This is a genomic window from Flavobacterium sp. GL_143 (assembly GCF_057834355.1).
In genome coordinates this window covers 1558734-1577393 of record NZ_CM174401.1, presented here as the reverse complement: position 1 = coordinate 1577393, position 18660 = coordinate 1558734, and the positions used below count along the sequence as shown (strand labels likewise).

Here is an 18660-nt window from a genome sequence, read left to right as displayed (position 1 = left end):
AGGCATAAAAAAAAATATATGAAATTAGCCGAAATATCCATAAAACGTCCGTCGTTAGTAATTGTATTGTTTACAATTCTAACCCTTGGTGGATTGTTCAGCTACAGCCAGTTAGGTTATGAGCTGATCCCTAAATTTGAACAAAACGTTATTACTATATCTACCGTTTATCCTGGAGCTTCTCCTAGTGAGGTAGAAAATACGGTGACAAAGAAAATTGAAGATGCGATTGCATCCTTAGAGAATGTTAAGAAAATTGACTCAAAATCATACGAAAGTTTATCTATCGTTTCGATTACATTAACATCAAATGCAAAAGTCGATTTCTCATTGAATGATGCACAGCGTAAAATTAACGCTATCATTAGTGATTTGCCTGATGATGTTAAAACACCAGCTTTAACCAAATTCTCGCTGAGTGATTTACCTATCATGACGCTTGGTGCCAACGGAAAAATGGACGAAGCAGCATTTTATGACTTAATTGATAAAAAAGTTGCTCCTATATTATCTCGTGTACAAGGTGTGGCTCAGGTAAATATTATTGGTGGTTCTGAACGTGAAATCCAGGTAAATCTTGATGCATTAAAAATGCAGGGTTACGGACTTTCTATACCTCAGGTACAACAAAACATCCTGACTTCAAACTTAGATTTCCCTACAGGAAACATTCAAACTCGTGATCAAAAAATATTAATTCGTTTAGCGGGTAAATATAAAAGTGTTGATGAGTTAAGAAACTTAGTAGTATCTTCTCAAAACGGAATTCAAGTACGATTAAGTGATATTGCCGATGTTCAGGATACTCAAAAAATAGCTGAGAAAATATCACGTGTAGACCAAAAAAGTGCGATTATTTTACAAATCGTAAAACAATCAGATGCAAATGCAGTTGCGGTAAGTGAGCAATTATTAAAAACAATTACTGTTCTTGAAAACGACTATAAAGCAAATCAGTTAAAATTAGAAGTTGCAAAAGACAGTACTGTCTTTACATTAGAAGCTGCTGACTCTGTAGTTCACGATTTATTGATTGCAGTAGTTCTGGTTGCATTTGTAATGTTGTTCTTCTTGCATAGTATTAGAAACTCATTGATTGTAATGGTTTCGATTCCTGCATCGTTAATTGCTACGTTTATTGGTATTTACTTTATGGGATACACATTAAACTTAATGAGTTTATTAGGATTATCTCTTGTTGTAGGTATTCTTGTGGATGATGCCATTGTGGTATTAGAAAATATTTACCGACACATGGAAATGGGTAAAAGCCGAATCCGTGCTTCGTATGATGGAACTGCAGAAATTGGTGGAACCGTAACATCAATCACATTAGTAATCGTGGTAGTGTTCTTGCCTATCGCAATGAGTTCTGGATTGGTATCTAATATCATTACTCAATTTTGTGTAACTGTAATTATTTCGACATTATTCTCGCTTTTAGCATCTTTCACGATTATTCCATGGTTATCATCTCGTTATGGAAAATTAGAACACATTGAAGGAAAGAACCTATTTGGAAGAATCATTCTTGGTTTCGAAAGTTACCTAACACGTTTTACGGATTGGGTTTCTCATTTGTTAACTTGGTGTTTGGATAACTATGGTAAGACTGTTATTCTTGTATTGATATTGTTCTTTGGGTCAATATTTGGTTTAAAACCTTTTATTGGTGGTGAGTTTTTCGCAGCATCAGATAGTGGTGAGTTCTTAGTTCAAATCGAAATGCCAAAAGACGCTTCGCTAGAACAAACTAACTTTATGACTCAAAGAGCTGAAGCTTTCTTAAAAAATGAAGAATATGTTCATAGCCAGATTACAACTGTAGGACAAACCAGTGAAGGTTTTGGAGCATCACAAGCTACTGCTTATAAAGCGGAGATTGATGTAAAAATGATCGAACAAAAAGACCGTAAAGATGATGCATCTGTTTATGCTGCAAAAATCAAACGTAAATTAGAGAAAGTATTAGTTGGAGCAAAAGTTAAAACTGTTCCCGTTGGTATTTTGGGAACTGCTGAAGATGCTACATTAGGATTAATCGTAACTGGACCATCTACAGAAAGTGCTATGGCATTTGCTAAATTAGCTGAAGCAGAATTACGTACTATTCCTGGAACAACTGAGATTAAATTAACGGTTGAAGACGGAAACCCTGAGGTTAATGTTAAGGTAGATCGTGATAAAATGGCTGCATTAGGATTGACACTTCAAACTGTTGGTTTAACCATGCAAACTGCTTTTAGTGGAAACACAGATGGTAAATACAGAGCTGGAGAATACGAGTACGATATCAATATTAGATACAACGCATTCGACAGAAAAAGTATTACTGACGTAAGTAACCTGATTTTCATTAACTCAGCTGGACAACAAATAAAATTGTCTCAATTTGCAGATATTACAGAAGGTTCCGGACCTAGCCAGTTAGAGCGTAGAGACAAATCGGCTTCGGTAACAGTAAAAGGACAAAACGTTGGGGTTCCTTCAGGAACAATTGTTGGAATATGGCAGGAAAAATTAGATAAGCTTAAAAAACCAACTGGAGTAAATTATATTTGGGGTGGTGACATGGAGAATCAATCTGAAGGATTTGGTACTTTAGGAATTGCTTTATTAGCCGCTATTATCTTAGTTTACCTTGTAATGGTGAGTTTGTATGACAGTTTCGTTCACCCATTTGTAGTATTATTTGCTATTCCACTTTCGTTTATTGGAGCTTTATTAGCATTAGCATTAACAAATAACTCATTAAACATCTTTACGATTCTGGGTATTATCATGTTAATTGGTCTGGTGTGTAAGAACGCGATCATGCTTGTCGATTATACCAACCAGCGAAGAGCTGCCGGAGAATCTATCAGAGCGGCATTAATTCAGGCAAATCACGCACGTTTACGTCCTATCTTAATGACAACAATTGCGATGGTATTTGGTATGTTCCCAATTGCATTGGCATCTGGAGCTGGAGCTGAATGGAAAAACGGTTTGGCTTGGGTAATTATCGGAGGATTAATTTCGTCTTTATTCCTGACCTTGATTGTAGTTCCTGTAATCTACCAAATAATGGAAGGTATCGTTAGAAGATTATCTAAAGGAGAAAAAATCGATTATGAAACTGAAATGTTTGCAGATTATACGCCAACAGAAGTTAGTGAAGACGGTTTTAACCCAAAACACACACATTAAGACATATAACAATATTATATTTAAAAAAACCTGTTCATTCATTTGAACAGGTTTTTTTATATCTTTTTAACAAATACAATCGTTTTTTGTTAAAAAACTGCAGAAGAAATAAATTGAAAGTACGTTTTTTGCTTTATTTAGAATAGATAAAAATAATTTGGTTTGTTTGCATTCAACAACTAAATTTGCCCTATCAAAAACAATTCTAAATAATTATGAAATCCAAACTTACAATATCTTTTTTAAGTTTCTGTTTTGCGATGCTACTGAGTACCACGACTTGGGCACAACAAAAAGCTACTATTAAAGGTCAGGTTATTTTAACAAATAACGATACAGCCGACAATGTTTCGGTAGTTTTAAAAGGAACCAGAGTAGGAACAGTAACAGATGCTGAAGGGAAATATATCCTAAAGAACATTAAACCTGGAACCTATATTATAAAAGTATCAGTAATAGGTCAAACTACAAAAGAAAAGAAAATAATCGTTAATAGTGGTGACGAATTAATGGAAAACTTTACCATTAGTTCAAGTTCCGAAGAGCTAAGCGAAGTACTTATCAATACTAGGAAAAAAAATCATTACGCTCGTAAAGAAAACCAACAAGTATCAAGATTGCCACTGAAAAATCTTGAAAATCCGCAAGTATACACAACTATAACTGGTGAAGTTCTAAAAGAACAAGTCATAACTACTTTTGATGACGCCTTAAAAAATGCCTCTGGAATCACACAATTGTGGGCTTCAACAGGTCGTGCCGGAGACGGAGCTGGTTATTATTCTTTGAGAGGATTTGCTGTTCAGCCAACAATGGTTAACGGATTACCTGGTTTAACAAACGGAAGCTTGGATCCAGCAAATATTGATAGAATCGAGATAATCAAAGGACCTTCAGGAACATTATTCGGAAGCAGTTTAATTTCATACGGTGGATTAATCAACACAACTACAAAGAAACCTTACAGAACTTTTGGTGGTGAAGTAAATTATACTGTTGGCAGTTATGGTCTAAATCGTGCTACTGTAGATCTTAACACGCCATTAAATGACAAAAAAACACTAAACTTTAGAATTAATTCAGCTTACAACAAACAAAATAGTTTTCAAGATGCTGGATTTAGAGAATCGTTTTTTATTGCGCCTTCGTTATCATATGAGGTAAACGATAGATTGTCGTTTTTAGTAAACACTGAGTTTATGACTAATGAAAGTACTAATCCTACTATGCTATTTTTAGATAGAACAAGTCCATTAAGAGTTCATAACATTGCTGAATTAAAATATGACAACAACCGTTCCTATACAAGTAATGAACTTACAATGAAAACACCTTCGTATAACTTACAAGGTCAAATGAATTATAAAATTTCTAATCAATGGACATCACAGACTGTTTTTTCAACGAGTTCAGCGAAATCAATAGGAAACTATACTTATTTGTATGAATCAACGAGCAGAAAAGCTTTTGAATCTATCAAAGAAGGAATTGTTCTTGCCAGATCTTTTACTGATCAAGATGCCAGAGATGTCTCTACTGATATTCAACAAAACTTTATTGGTGACTTTAAAATTGGGAAATTAAGAAACAGACTTGTAGTAGGTTTTGATTATTTCAACAGAACAGCCACAGATCATAACTCAGGTTGGTTCGGCAATGGTTTAGTATATATTGGAGATGACTTACAATCTTTCAATAACGTTATTGGTCGCCCTACAAATGGAGATACTGGCGACTTAACAAAAGCCGGATCTGATGCAATTATAGCAAATACTCCAAGAAATGATAACAAAACAAGACAAGAAGTTTATAGTGCTTATTTCTCTGATGTAATTAATTTCACACCTGCTTTATCAGCAATGATTAGTTTACGAGCAGACCGTTTTATAAATGGTGGTGATGTTACTACTAAAGATGACAACTACAATCAAACGGCTTTTTCTCCTAAATTTGGTATCGTTTACCAGCCAATTATAGACAAAGTTTCTGTTTTTGCTAATTATATGGATGGATTTTCTAATGTAGCACCAGGACAAAATCGTAATGCTGGTGTTGTTACTCCTTTAACATTCAATCCAGAACATGCTAATCAATTTGAAGTAGGAACTAAATTAAATCTTTTTAGAGATAAACTATACGCTACTTTTAGCTACTATGACATAAAAGTTACAGATAAAGTTTATGTAATAGAAACTCCATATGTTGACCCAACCGACCCAACTGCTGTAATACCTAATAATCAAGTTTCATATCAAGACGGTGGGCAACGTAATAAAGGTTTTGAAGCAGAACTTATTGCTAACCCAATTACAGGTTTAAACATTCTTTTAGGCTATAGCTACAATGATGCTGTTTTAACCGCAGGTGATCCTGATTTTGTAGGGTTTAGACCAGAAAGTGCAGGACCACAAAACTTAGCAAACCTTTGGGCTACTTATAAATTTTCTCAGGGATTCTTAAGAGGTCTCGGAGTAGGTTTTGGAGGGAATTACGTTGGAGATAACAAAATCATGAACAGAGCTACTGCAGGAACATTTACAATTCCTGAATACACAGTAATCAACTCATCTATATTTTATACTACGGAGAAATTCAGTGTAACATTAAAATTAAATAACATCACAAACGAAGAAATTTACGATGGTTGGTCTACAATTCATCCAAAAGACCCAAGGACTTTTGCAGCAAGTTTCACTTATAAATTCTAAAAACTCACCAAAAGCATCTTCCTGAAATTTACTTAGGAAGATGCTTTTTTAAATATAAAATCATGATAACAATAGCCAGTCTTTTCGTTTTTATCTCTTTTTATACTTTATACTACACATCAAAAAGAGCCGTACTATCTTATAATTTTGGTTATCAAAAATGGATGCAGAGAAATCCAAAACAAACCAAAATTACGGGATTATGTTTGCTTCTCGTAGCCTATTCATTATGGTTATTAACCGCTGCATTGGGTTCGGCAACATTATTCTTTTTTATACAATTAATGACTATTGGTAGTTTGGTAATCATATTAACTCCCTTAAAAGTTATTAATAACATCGGAATCATAATTCTATTTGCTGCCGCTGGACTATTAGAGTTTTACTATTACTAAATCAACCATTTGCTTATCTTAAAAATATGCCTGCAAACCCTAAATATTTAACCCAATCCGGATGGCAACGTTTTGCCAAAATAACAGCAGCAATACTTGGTGGTTATTTCGTTTCTGTAAGTTTTCATCTTGCACTAGCTTCATGGGTTAGCCATGTTAATGTTATCATGACAATGGCTTTTAGCGGATTCATTCTTTGGGTTGTTTTAATGGTTGTTGCTTTTTTAGCAAAAAACGGTTGGAAAATCTGGGGTATTTATCTTTTACTAACCTTAATTTTTTGCGGTATTATATATCTCGGACAAACCTATAACCCTATCACTGGATAATTTATGAATAACAGGAACTACAATATCTATTTCCATACACATACAGTAAGTGGCATCGTAATAAGTGTCGTGTTATTTGTTATTTTCTTTGCTGGATCTTTTTCGTTTTTTAGAGATGAAATCATCAATTGGGAACGAAGTGAATCTGTAGCAATTACAAAGGAAATTCAATTAGACTACGATAAAGCGTTAAAGAACTTAGATAAAGAATATACCTTACACGGAAGAAATATTTCAATATCAAAAAACAGTGCCGAAAGAAGAGTTAACATTTACCTTGAAGGCACTAAAGACACTTTGGCTGCAGCCAAATTAAAAGAAGGCTCATTTTTTTATTTAGATACCAAAAACTTCAAAACTCATACTTATGAAGACTCCTATTCATTAGGAGAATTTTTATACCGACTTCATTTTCTTGCGCAAGTTCGTTACCCAATAGGATATTATCTATCGGGATTTGTAGCATTATTTTTTCTATTTGCAATTATAACTGGTGTTTTATTACATTGGAATAAAATCGTTTCTAACTTTTTTATTTTTAGACCAAAGGAAAAATTAAAAACGTTATGGACCGATGCACACACATCGTTAGGAATGCTAGGTCTACCGTTTCAGTTTGTATATGCAGTTACTGGTGCATTCTTCATGATTAAGTTATTAATCGTTGCCCCAAGTGTAATGGCACTTTATAAAGGAGATCAGGATAAATTATATAAAGATTTAGAATATACAGATCCAGAATACAAATTTGACAATAAAAAATTGGCAACCCCATTTAGCATTGATGAGTTGGTGGCTAAAGCCAAAAGTAACTGGAATGATTTTGAAATCACTCGTGTTTATATCCAAAATTACGGCGATGCTAATATGCATGTTTTGGTAGAAGGCGAAATGAAGTATGACAAAAAATTTACCGGAATCGGGAAAGTAGTCTATAAGGTTGCCGATGGTAAAGTCGTTGCCAAAAAAGACCCAATCACTCAAACCACCTACCTCGATGTGGTAAAGAATGTTTTATACAGAATTCACTTTGGTGATTATGGAGGATATGCGCTCAAAATAATAAGTTTTGTTCTTGGTATTATTACTTGCTTTGTAATTATATCTGGTGTTATGATTTGGCTTGTTGCAAGAGATAAGAAAAACATGCCCGAGAAGAAACGTCGTTTTAACGAAGGTGTTGTACGAATCTATTTAGCAATATGTCTGAGCATGTATCCTATTACAGCTTTAGCTTTTATAACAACCAAAGTTTTTTACCCATTGGGTCAATCAAACATTTATAGCATCTATTTTATAGGCTGGTTGTTATTAGCCATCTTTTTTATTCTAAAAAAGAACAATGCATTTACAAATAAGTTCTCCTTATTATCCGGAAGCATTTTAGGATTCCTTATTCCTGTTGCAAACGGAATTTGTACTGGAAATTGGTTCTGGAAAACATTTGCTCAAAATGAAATTCAGATATTCTTTATCGATGTGTTCTGGATAGTTCTTGCTTCGATTACACTTTACATTTCATTACGTTTAAAGAAAAAAGAAAACAATTAGATTTACTTAAATTCTTACTGATTGTCTAAAAAAATGGAACACGGATTAAACGGATTCGCTTAGGCGAAAACACGGATAAACACGGATTTTTTATATTGCTTTTAAAAATCAGTTTTTATCCGCGTCTTTACTTTAGTAAATCCGTTTAATCCGCGTTCCATTTTTTAGACAATGCTTATTTCAGGACAAAACAAAGACAGCCATCCAAAATAAATCGATATAATTTGTGGGTTATACATTTAGAATCTACTTTTGCCTATTGCTAACAATTCTAAATAAAAGATACAATGCTATCTTTTCGCAAATTGAAATATGGGTTTTAAGAAAAAAATACGCTCTATACACAAATGGCTCGGATTAACTTCTGGACTTATTGTTTTTATTGTAAGTATTACAGGTTGTATCTTTTGTTTTCACGATGAGATAAAAGATATTACTCGTAAAGAATGGCGTTTGGTTGAGCCACAAAACAAACCCTTTATGTTACCTTCGGTTTTACAAGAAAAAGCCAAAGAGATACTTCCTAACTATAAATCGAGCATGGTTTCCTTTTACGGAAAAGACCGCTCAGCGATTGTTTATACCTATTCCGACACCGAGAACTTATACCTTTATTTTAATCCTTATACAGGAGAATACCTAAAAACTGAAAATCCCGAAACTGACTTTTTTATAATCGTCGAATACATTCATTTGTACTTACTCCTACCCGATTATATAGGTAAACATATCATTGGCGGTGCGACTATTATTTTTATACTGCTATTAATTACAGGAATAATCCAATGGTGGCCTAAACGCAAAAACGACATCAAACGTAGCTTAAGTGTAAAATGGTCGGCCAAATGGCGCCGTGTGAATTATGACTGGCATAATACGTCTGGTTTTTACATTTCTATAATCATTGCAATAATTGCGATAACAGGTTTAACCTTTACTTACGAATGGGTTGGCGACGGAATTTACAAAACCTTCAACTTTGGTGGCGATAAAGCTTTAGAAACTAAAGCTCCAGTTGTCGACACCACAAAGTTTGATTATAATACATCTGCTGCCATAGATCGTGCTTTAGTACAGACTATGATAAAAAACCCAGAAGCCGAAATGTTCTATGTAATGATTCCACAACAAAAAGGAGATGTTATAAATACTGGTGCCTATCCTCATTCTTTACGATATGACCATCAAAGCAATTATTACTTCCATCCTTATGATGGCGAATTGATACAGAGCGACCCTTTTGAGAAAAAGAGTTTAGGTTTGCAAGTGGTCGAAATGAATTATGGTATCCATACAGGACAGATTCTGGATTTACCAGGAAAGATAATCGCTTTTATCGCTAGTTTAATTGCAGCATCATTACCCGTAACAGGATTTATCATCTGGTACGGAAGGAATAAGAAAAGTAAATCATCAAAAAAATAAGCACAAAAAAAAGGTTGTTCAAAATTTGAACAACCTTTCTTGGTTTTATAATTAGTCTTAGTTTCTGTTTGCAAGTGCGTCTTGTTTCCAGTTTTTAACTGATGCTACACGACTATCAGAATAATCTACTTCACTAAGATTAGATCCATTCCAGAAAAACCATTTACCTGTTTTTTCACCGTTCGCGTACAATCCTGTAGATTTTTTATTTCCATTTTCATCAAATGCAACCCAGACACCATCTAATTTACCGTCTTTAAAAAAACCTTCTTGTTGAACTTTACCATTCTCATAGTAATAAGTAGCTTTTACTTTTTGTCCAACAGCTTCTAATACTGGCTTAGTTTCTTGTGCAACTAAAATTCCAGAGAACAATATTGCAACTAAAATCACACACTTTTTCATATCTTTAGTTATTAATGTTTTAAAATCTATAAACAAATATAACTAATACTTTACATTAAAAAAACTTTTACTTAACAATTTGGTAACATTGAGTAAAAACTTAACATTAGAAATTAAAAGTGTGTTTAAAAGCAATACTTATCAATGTATCAATACATTACGAATTAATAAGATTTTTAATTCAATAATTTATCTAGCTCAACATAAAGATCAGGGGAAGAAGGCCTTTGCGCATCAGCATTTATAACATTTCCTTTTGGATCAAGCAAGATAAATCTAGGAATTCCATTTACACCATAATTTACCACAAATTCAGATTCCCAATCTTTATCTGCAAATAATTGTGTCCCTCTTAATTTTTTATCATTTACAAACTTTTTCCATTTTTCGTGATCTTTAACCTTATCAATAGAAATACTTACGAATTCAATATTCTTACCATGATATTTTTCTTCTGCTTTTTGCAAGAAAGGAATTTCTGCTCTACAAGGTCCACACCAAGTTGCCCAAAGATCGATATAAACATATTTTCCTTTTAAGTCAGAAAGCTTTGTTTTACCACCTTTATAATTTTCATAATCAAAAAGAGGAGAAGGTTTCCCATTCAGCTTTTTAGTCTTAGCAGCATTTTCATAAGCTTCCTGTGCATAAGCATGTGATTTTTCTAATGATTTTTTTACCGATTCTTTAAATTCAGGATCAAAATCACCTTTCTCAATATTTGCTAAATCAGCTTTCTTCTTTGCTTCCAAAAGATTTGCAAACTCTAAAGCTTCTTTTGCGAAAGCTTCTTCCTGAAATTTTTCATCTGCCAATGCCGATTGAGCTAAAAAGTTGCTTTCGTTTGTTCCTTTACCTTTATAAACAATCGTCTCGTCAAATTGCTTAGCATCCATTGTCAAGTTAATATCCGAGCCCGGTTTTAAATAAAGACTTGATGCCTCAGTTCCATCGCTAAATTGATAAAATCCTTTAGGAGCATCAAATGTTGCTGCAAAAACTTCTTTCTTATCTATCGGTATAACTTGCTTAAAGTTATTTTTTCCTCTAATAACAAGCGTATCGCTATTTCTGTTAGAGATTTTTGCTGTAAATTTTATCTTGCTTTCACTGTTCTGTGCAAAGGTTACCCCAACAGAAAACAGCAACAAAAAGGTCATTTTTTTCATAATATAATTAATAAGTTCAGGTAAAAATAATCATTTCTATAATTCAAATTACCATGGTCAAAACGTTTGGCAAAAAAATGCACTTATATAATTCAGCACTTTTACTATAACAGCATTCTTATTATTATAGCAAAATCGCCTCCCCTTAAATAGAATGAATATAAAATAGCGCTTATTTTATTTATTTAACAAAATGATAATATTCTTACACAATATTTTATAAATTAGACAATTGTAAGTTATTAATTATAATTTAATAAAATAAATATGAGAAAATTCATTGTTATTATGATTTTAGGTGTTTCGATAACAGCAAAGGCACAACAAAAACTCACATTTAGTTATGATAATGCTGGTAATCAAACAAGTCGTGTATTGTGCATTAATTGCCAATCTAAACCTTCTAATGAAATAAAAGAAATTGAAGCCTTGGTCGAAGATGATTTATTAAAATTCTCTTCAGAAGACTTTATTTCCTACTACCCTAATCCGGTGAGAGAAGAATTATATCTCAAATGGGAGCTCTCAAATGACAATACCGTTTCGTCAATTCAGGTTTATGCCATGAGCGGACAACTCCTAAAAACCTTTTTCAAGACAGAAAATATAAACACTCAAAATATAGCATTCCAGGATTACCCTGCCGGAGTATATATGGTAGCATTGATTTATACCAGTGGAGAACAAAAAACAATTAAGATAATTAAACAATAGTAGCTATGAAGAAATTATACTTTACTCTTGCGTTTCTCGGATTTGCTCTGTTTACAATAGCACAAACCCCAACAGACAATTCTACTGAAGTTGGAATCACCGAAGGTGAATTAGCAGTTTCATTATCTGGAGGGGCTACTTATGCAATTCCTATTGCAGTACCGCCTGGTATTAATGGTGTTGTACCACAAATAAGCTTAGTTTATAATAGTCAGGGAGGTAACGGAATGGCTGGTAATGGCTGGAATATCTCGGGAGTATCTTCTATAACAAGAATTCCTGCAACTAAATTTCATGATGACAGAGTTGGTGCAGTATCTCTTAATGCCCAAGATCGTTTTGCTCTGGACGGACAACGTCTTGTTGTTAAAACTGGAATCTATGGAGCAAATGAAACTGTCTATGAAACCGAAAATTTCTCCAATATAAAAATAACCTCTTATGGAGTACATCCTAATGGAGCCAATTATGGACCTGCTTATTTTAGAATAGAATATCCAGATGGTTCAAAGGCTTCTTATGGCATCTCGACCGATTCACGTTCCATAACGGAGTGGTCTATTACTTATTGGGAGAATGCTCAAGGTGTCAGGATAAATTATATATATGTGCTAACCAATAATACATTGAATATTGCTTCAATAAAATACGGATCAAGAACAACAGAAGCATCTATAAACGAAATTCAGTTTATATATAAACCAAGAAAAATACATGAAGAAAGTTATGTAGGAGGACATAAACTTCTAAATAACACGATATTGAGCGAAATTAAGGTATTTGGTAATGGTGTTGGGTATAGACAGTACAAGCTGGAACATCCCGAGACTTCATCTATCAGATACGAACAATTAGAACGTATTACCGAAAAAAGTGGTGATGGGCTTATAAATTATAATCCTACTGTTTTTACTTACGATAACACAAGTAACTCTATAAGATATTCGTCAAATCCTGCAACCCTAAGTCTTGGAGCAATTACGTCATTAAATTCCGCAACAGTATCGGGAGATTTTGATGGAGATGGTAATATGGATTTTTTACTTTATCCAACTAAAACGGCAGAAGCAAAAACTAAATACTGGCTTTTTTCAGGTATAAATCCAAGTCAAACCAATCAAACCATTTATAATTTTGGAGTGGAGCATCCTATTGGAAATTTTGAAGAGATTTTTGCCGTTTCTTTTTTAAATCAGGATTATAAATTATCACCACAACAAGGCTGGACAGTGATAAAAACCGATGCCTCTACAAATGTTACTAAATTTAGCACTTATACTACTAGTTTATATACCCAAATTACTACTCCTTACGAAAAGCAATATACATTTCCTAAATTCACTTATTATAATGCGCATCCAATGAGTTGTGTACAAAGCAGACCTAAACTTGAAGTTAAGGTAGACATCCCTAAAACATATATAAGCGGAGATTTTAATGGAGACGGATTAACAGATATAGTTGTACTGGAACAAAATTACTACTATACTACTCAAGTTTGTAATGGTGATAGGCTTATGAGTTATCCCGATACTCGTGAAGGAACTGCTTATTTTATGAATTTAGACAGGAGATTAACCAGTGATTTTGTAGTCAATGCAGGTAAAATCCCTATAGCAAAAGGCAGTATAGTACAAACCGGCGATTTTAACGGCGATGGCAAAACGGATATTTACGTTTTTAACGCGGGAATAGTAAGTGTCTATGGCATGGATGACAAGAATAAATTTGTTTTGTTGTTCAAAACCACCACAACCGATATTAATATCATGATTAATATGCCTATATTAATGGGAGATTACAATGGTGATGGTAAAACCGATTTTATGATTCCTAGAGGTGTTGCGTATCGAGAATGGTATAGATACTCAGCTACTGGAACCGGTTTTAATAAAGAAACAAAAACGTATCCCGATTCGTTTCAAGCAAATGATCCTTATAATTCTTTTAATTACATAACAACTGATTTTGACAAAGATGGAAAAACCGATTTAGTAGTAGTAAGAAGTTCTAGCAACTCTGCTACATTGGGGGCTTTAGCAGTTAAATGTTATGTACAAGACGATACTAATTCATTTTATCCATTAGAATGGATCCAACAATTAATACCTAATGTTGATCAGTATGCGCTACCTATTTATTTGCCTATGGTAGATAGTAAAAAACCAAAATTTGAAATTGCATTTATTAATAACAATAAACTTCATTTTTTTGATTCATCAAAAGATTCAGGTAGAGACCGTTTGCTAAAAACAATTACTACAGGCAATGGTGTCAAAGAAACAATATCATATCAATCACTAGATCCTACCTATAGAACAAATTACAATCAAGTTTATTCCTCTAGTATGTTAACAGAGAAATATCCTAATTTTGATATTGTAGCTTCTCCCAATTTTCAAATTGTAACACAAGTAGAAAAAGAAAGTGCATCTGTCAGGAAAAAGAAATTGTTCCTTTATTATGGAGCAGTTACTAACTATGAAGGACAGGGATTTATGGGATTTCGCTCAACAGTGCGTACCAATTGGCATGATGATTCGCAACCTATTATATCAAGCATGTCAAAATTTGATATCGATTTAAGAAGCGCTAATACTGAAAATTATACTGTATTGGGCATAGCCTCTCCTTTATTATTACCTACCGGTACTCTAACTGCTAAATCAATTGTAAAAGAAGGCGATTATACCGTAACAGATGCAGACAATCTGATTGCTACCCAGCAAATTATTCTTAAACCCGATACAACGATAAAACAAGGAAGCACCTTTACTGCCAAAGTAAACCCAGAGGCAAATGCATCTAGTAATACGCCGATTAATTATATTACAAAATCGATAATGACTTACGAAAGTAATTTATTAGCGAATAAAGTCTTTAAACTCCAAAATATAAATACTAAAGAGTACAATGGTTTAGAGAATACTAATAGCGAAACAAATACTAATTATGATGTTTATGATAACCCAACAAAATCGACAACTATACTAAAAGAGGGAAATACTGTTGTGCAAACGAATATTCAAGAGGTAACATATGAATCTTCTCCAACCCCTTATATTGTAGGCAGGCCAAAAACTAAAAATCAAAGCATAACCGTTACGGGAGATGTTATGACAAGTCAAGAAGTATATTATTATAATGGAGCTCAATTACTTGAGAAAATTGAGAAAACAGGAACAGCCACCAATACCATAACCGAAGCTAATAGTTATGATATTTTTGGGAATGTTACCAAGAAGACGATATCTGCCCCAGGACATCCGGCTCGTGTTACCGATTATCAATATGATCCATCGGGACGATTTTTAACGAAAGTTATCGATACAGAACGACTGGAAACCAAATTTGTAAACAACCCAAACAACGGAACATTAGAAAATGTCACCGATGCTTATGGCATAACTACTTCGTACACCTATGATAAATGGTTTAAAAAACTAACTGCCAAAAATGAGAAATTAAATAAAACAGTTTCCTATTCGTATACTAAAAATGAAAAAGAAACCATTTTCAGAACTATTGGCGACCTCTCCGATGGCAGTTATACAGAAGAAATTATGGATGATTTGGGCAGAACTATAAAAACAGGTATAAAAGATGTAAACGGAAAAATGTCTTATGTCTCTTATTTATATGATATTTATGATCGCAGTTATAAAGTAAGCGAGCCTTATTTTGGTAGCTCTCCTACACAATGGAACGAGACTAAGTTTGACAGTTATGGCAGAGCTGTAGAGGGAATACTATTTACAGGAAGATCTACGACTACCAGTTATCCTGGATTAACAACCACCTTTAACGATGGATTAAAAAACAAAACAGCCATAAGAGATGCAGCAGGCAACATCCTCTCTGTACAGGAAAACACAGGAGGAATCATCAATTACAAATATTTCGCCAATGGGAATTTAAAAGAAACCAGTTATAATAGTACAACTATTAAAATGGAACAAGATGGATGGGGACGTAAAACCAAATTAATCGATCCTACAGCTGGAACTTTTGTTTATGAGAACAATGACTTTGGAGAGTTAAGATCTGAGACTACTCAAAACGGCTCGATAGTAACCACCATTGAGCGCGATGCTACAGGAAAACCAATTAAAAAAACGATTACTGGGCCATTTACTAATAGTGAGACGAACTATGTTTATGATCAAGCAACAAAATTACCAACCGTAATTACATTTACAGACAAACTGGAAGCTCCAGGATTCAATACAATAATTACCACACTTACTTATGATCCCGATTATAAAAGAGTAGTAACAATTGTGGAAGACAAAGTAGGCTATGCCAAATTCACAAAAACATTTATCTATGATGGACTAGGAAGAATAGATATAGAAACCAAGAAAGCCGAAATAGGAACTAAATCGAGCACTGTAGCTACAAAGTATAAATACCAGAATGGCGCTTTGTACCAAATACTCGACAATGCCACATCGCAGGTATTGTGGCAAACCAATGCATTAAATGCCAAAGGACAAATATTAGAGAATACTATTGGCAACGGCATAAAGATGACCAATGAATATGATAGTAATGGATATCTAAAAAAAATACAGCATGACAAAACAACCAACCCTGCAGGTAATATCATAACACTTACCACAGCGTTTGATAAAAACACTGATAACCTGGACAGTCGTACCAATAGTACTTTTGGCAATTGGACCGAATCGTTTAAATACGATGATCTGGAACGATTAACCGAATTTACCAATAGCTATGGCAAGCAGGAAACTCAAAATTATGAAGTATCAGGAAAGATAAAAGATAATAACTTAGGAACATATCTTTATGAGGAAAGCAGCAAGCCCTATCAAAATACGGCTATCGATTTAACACCAGAGGCTCTAAAATATTATGCTGATAGAGCAATCGTATTTTATGACGGGATGGAAGACAGAACTGGATGGACTACAGATGCCTATGATCCGCAAAAAATTACATTTACACAATCTGGTTGTGTCGGGAATTCTACATTACAATTAGCTACATCAGGTCCCAATATCACAAATACGGTAACATCCGATAAAATAATTCAGATAAACAATGCAATCGATACCAAATACACATTTTCGGCAAGGATATATACTACCAGACCCAAGGCAGAAGTACGTTTACTGCAATACGAAAATAATGAAACAGTTCCTTTAAAAAGCGAATTCCTTACTACAAAAAATACAATTGGCTGCACATATGTAACAAAAACGTTTATAATACCAGCCAATATCAAGCAATTAAGAATACGCTTAGATGTATTAGGTACACAAATGGGTACAGGCGAAGCTTTTTTTGATGAGATAACCTTACATAGAGCCGATGATGTTTTTAGAAGTAAAGATCCAAAACTCATTGTAGATTATAATGCTTTTAAAAGCCCGGTAAAAATAGAAGAAACAGGAGTCGACAAAATAAACTTTACTTATAACGACGACAACCAGCGCAGCTCTATGTTTTATGGCAGCCTCGACAGCGATAAAGCATCAAAACCATTAAGGAAACATTATGCTGCCGATGGCAGTATGGAGATAAAGGAGAACAGAGTAACCGGAGCACTAGAATTTATAACCTACGTAGGAGGAGATGGATATTCGGCACCAATAATAGCAAAAAGCGACGGTACCAATACTCCAAATTATTTATATTTACATCGCGATTACCAAGGCAGTATTATGGCAATTAGCGATGCTAATGATACAGTAATTGAGAAGCGACTATATGATGCATGGGGTAAAATAAGCAAAGTACAGGATGGAGCAGGAAATAACCTTCCTGGATTAACAGTGCTAGATCGAGGGTATACAGGACATGAACACCTACAAAGTGTAGGGCTTATTAATATGAATGCCCGATTATACGACCCGATGTTGCATCGATTCTTATCTGTCGATAATTATGTACAGGATCCAACAAATACCCAAAACTATAACCAGTATGGGTATGTAATGAACAACCCATTAAAATACACCGATCCAAGTGGGAATAAAGCATCTGGAAACGGAAAAGATTGTGTAGATTGTGGGCTCACTCCTACCGAACAAACAGGTATAGGAAACGGGATTAAGTTTATAGTAGACAATTGGGATAGTTGGGGCATTAAAGATTGGGTAAAGGAAAAAATAAGCCTTAAGAATTTGTTTGGCAAAAAGAATCGTGATTCAGGACCACCACCTCCTCCACCTAATCTGAGCCATTATATTGATCTTGGAGATTCTACAACAAATAACAATTTAGCTACAACAGCTAGTTTATTGGGAGGAGCTAGTGGGCTTATGAATGAATTATCTGTTGTAAAGTTTTATAATGATGCCCCAAAAGGATTTTTTGCAGTAAATTACAAAGGTATGTACACCTCATGGACTGACAGTTTTAAAGGAGGTACAAGAGGTAATATATCCTATTCATTTGTTCAAACTGCTAAAGCTAAAGCTAGTGGTGTAAAACTAGCCTCCAAATTTGGTGGATATGCAAATATTTTAGGCGGCTATGTTGGCTATTATGGAGCTGTAGATAATTATTTCAAAGGTGATTATTATGGAGCGGTTAGAGAAGGCACGGGTAACTATGTTGGTCTTGAGTTAGCCGCAGCAAAAGGGAACGTTGTTGGAATTGGTTGGACAATCGGTTGGAATATTTTAGGACCATGGGTGACAAATTCAGAAGCATATAATAATTTCTTTTTTGGAAAGAATTCTACAATTTATAAGAATCGAGAAAGAGAAAATGACTGGTATGAGAGTAAAATATTAAAAGAATAAAG

10 protein-coding genes are annotated in these 18660 nt (G+C 34.0%); 8 read left to right on the top strand and 2 right to left on the bottom strand.

The features are described 5' to 3' along the window. Nucleotides 1-18 precede the first annotated feature (18 nt). The 6 genes from AC3IPI_RS06695 to AC3IPI_RS06670 all read left to right on the top strand — a co-directional run bounded on the left by AC3IPI_RS06695 (nucleotide 19) and on the right by AC3IPI_RS06670 (nucleotide 9597). A complete protein-coding gene (locus AC3IPI_RS06695) occupies nucleotides 19-3189 on the top strand; it encodes an efflux RND transporter permease subunit (protein WP_039113684.1) in 3171 nt (1056 codons plus the stop codon). A 215-nt stretch (nucleotides 3190-3404) separates the two neighbouring features. After that, the gene (locus AC3IPI_RS06690) at nucleotides 3405-5897 is read left to right on the top strand and encodes a TonB-dependent siderophore receptor (RefSeq protein WP_489157956.1); all 2493 of its coding nucleotides are present in this window, start codon (nucleotides 3405-3407) and stop codon (nucleotides 5895-5897) included. Nucleotides 5898-5959: 62 nt separating this feature from the next. Then, nucleotides 5960-6292: a hypothetical protein gene (locus tag AC3IPI_RS06685; RefSeq protein WP_039117032.1), complete on the top strand. Its 333-nt coding sequence runs from the start codon at nucleotides 5960-5962 to the stop codon at nucleotides 6290-6292. 26 nt (nucleotides 6293-6318) lie between these two features. Continuing rightward, complete coding sequence (locus AC3IPI_RS06680) at nucleotides 6319-6621, top strand: hypothetical protein (protein WP_489157954.1); 303 nt, start codon at nucleotides 6319-6321, stop codon at nucleotides 6619-6621. A 3-nt stretch (nucleotides 6622-6624) separates the two neighbouring features. Beyond that, a complete protein-coding gene (locus tag AC3IPI_RS06675) occupies nucleotides 6625-8172 on the top strand; it encodes a PepSY-associated TM helix domain-containing protein (protein ID WP_489157952.1) in 1548 nt (515 codons plus the stop codon). A gap of 312 nt (nucleotides 8173-8484) precedes the next feature. Next, complete coding sequence (locus AC3IPI_RS06670) at nucleotides 8485-9597, top strand: PepSY-associated TM helix domain-containing protein (RefSeq protein WP_489157950.1); 1113 nt, start codon at nucleotides 8485-8487, stop codon at nucleotides 9595-9597. A 57-nt stretch (nucleotides 9598-9654) separates the two neighbouring features. Here the strand turns inward: AC3IPI_RS06670 and AC3IPI_RS06665 are convergent, their stop codons facing one another. Together AC3IPI_RS06665 and AC3IPI_RS06660 are read right to left on the bottom strand one after the other, a co-directional pair. Then, entirely contained in the window at nucleotides 9655-10002 is a 348-nt protein-coding gene (locus AC3IPI_RS06665; protein ID WP_035618195.1) for a toxin-antitoxin system YwqK family antitoxin, read from the bottom strand. Between the two features lie 176 nt (nucleotides 10003-10178). Then, a complete protein-coding gene (locus AC3IPI_RS06660; RefSeq protein ID WP_489157948.1) occupies nucleotides 10179-11171 on the bottom strand; it encodes a TlpA family protein disulfide reductase in 993 nt (330 codons plus the stop codon). 267 nt (nucleotides 11172-11438) lie between these two features. On the opposite strand from AC3IPI_RS06660, the gene AC3IPI_RS06655 reads away from it, so the two are divergent. Further along, complete coding sequence (locus tag AC3IPI_RS06655) at nucleotides 11439-11885, top strand: T9SS type A sorting domain-containing protein (RefSeq protein ID WP_489157946.1); 447 nt, start codon at nucleotides 11439-11441, stop codon at nucleotides 11883-11885. Nucleotides 11886-11890: 5 nt separating this feature from the next. Further along, nucleotides 11891-18658 carry an RHS repeat-associated core domain-containing protein gene (locus tag AC3IPI_RS06650; protein WP_489157944.1) on the top strand — a complete coding sequence of 2256 codons (6768 nt, stop codon included), beginning with the start codon at nucleotides 11891-11893 and terminating at the stop codon, nucleotides 18656-18658. The last annotated feature ends 2 nt before the right edge of the window (nucleotides 18659-18660 follow it).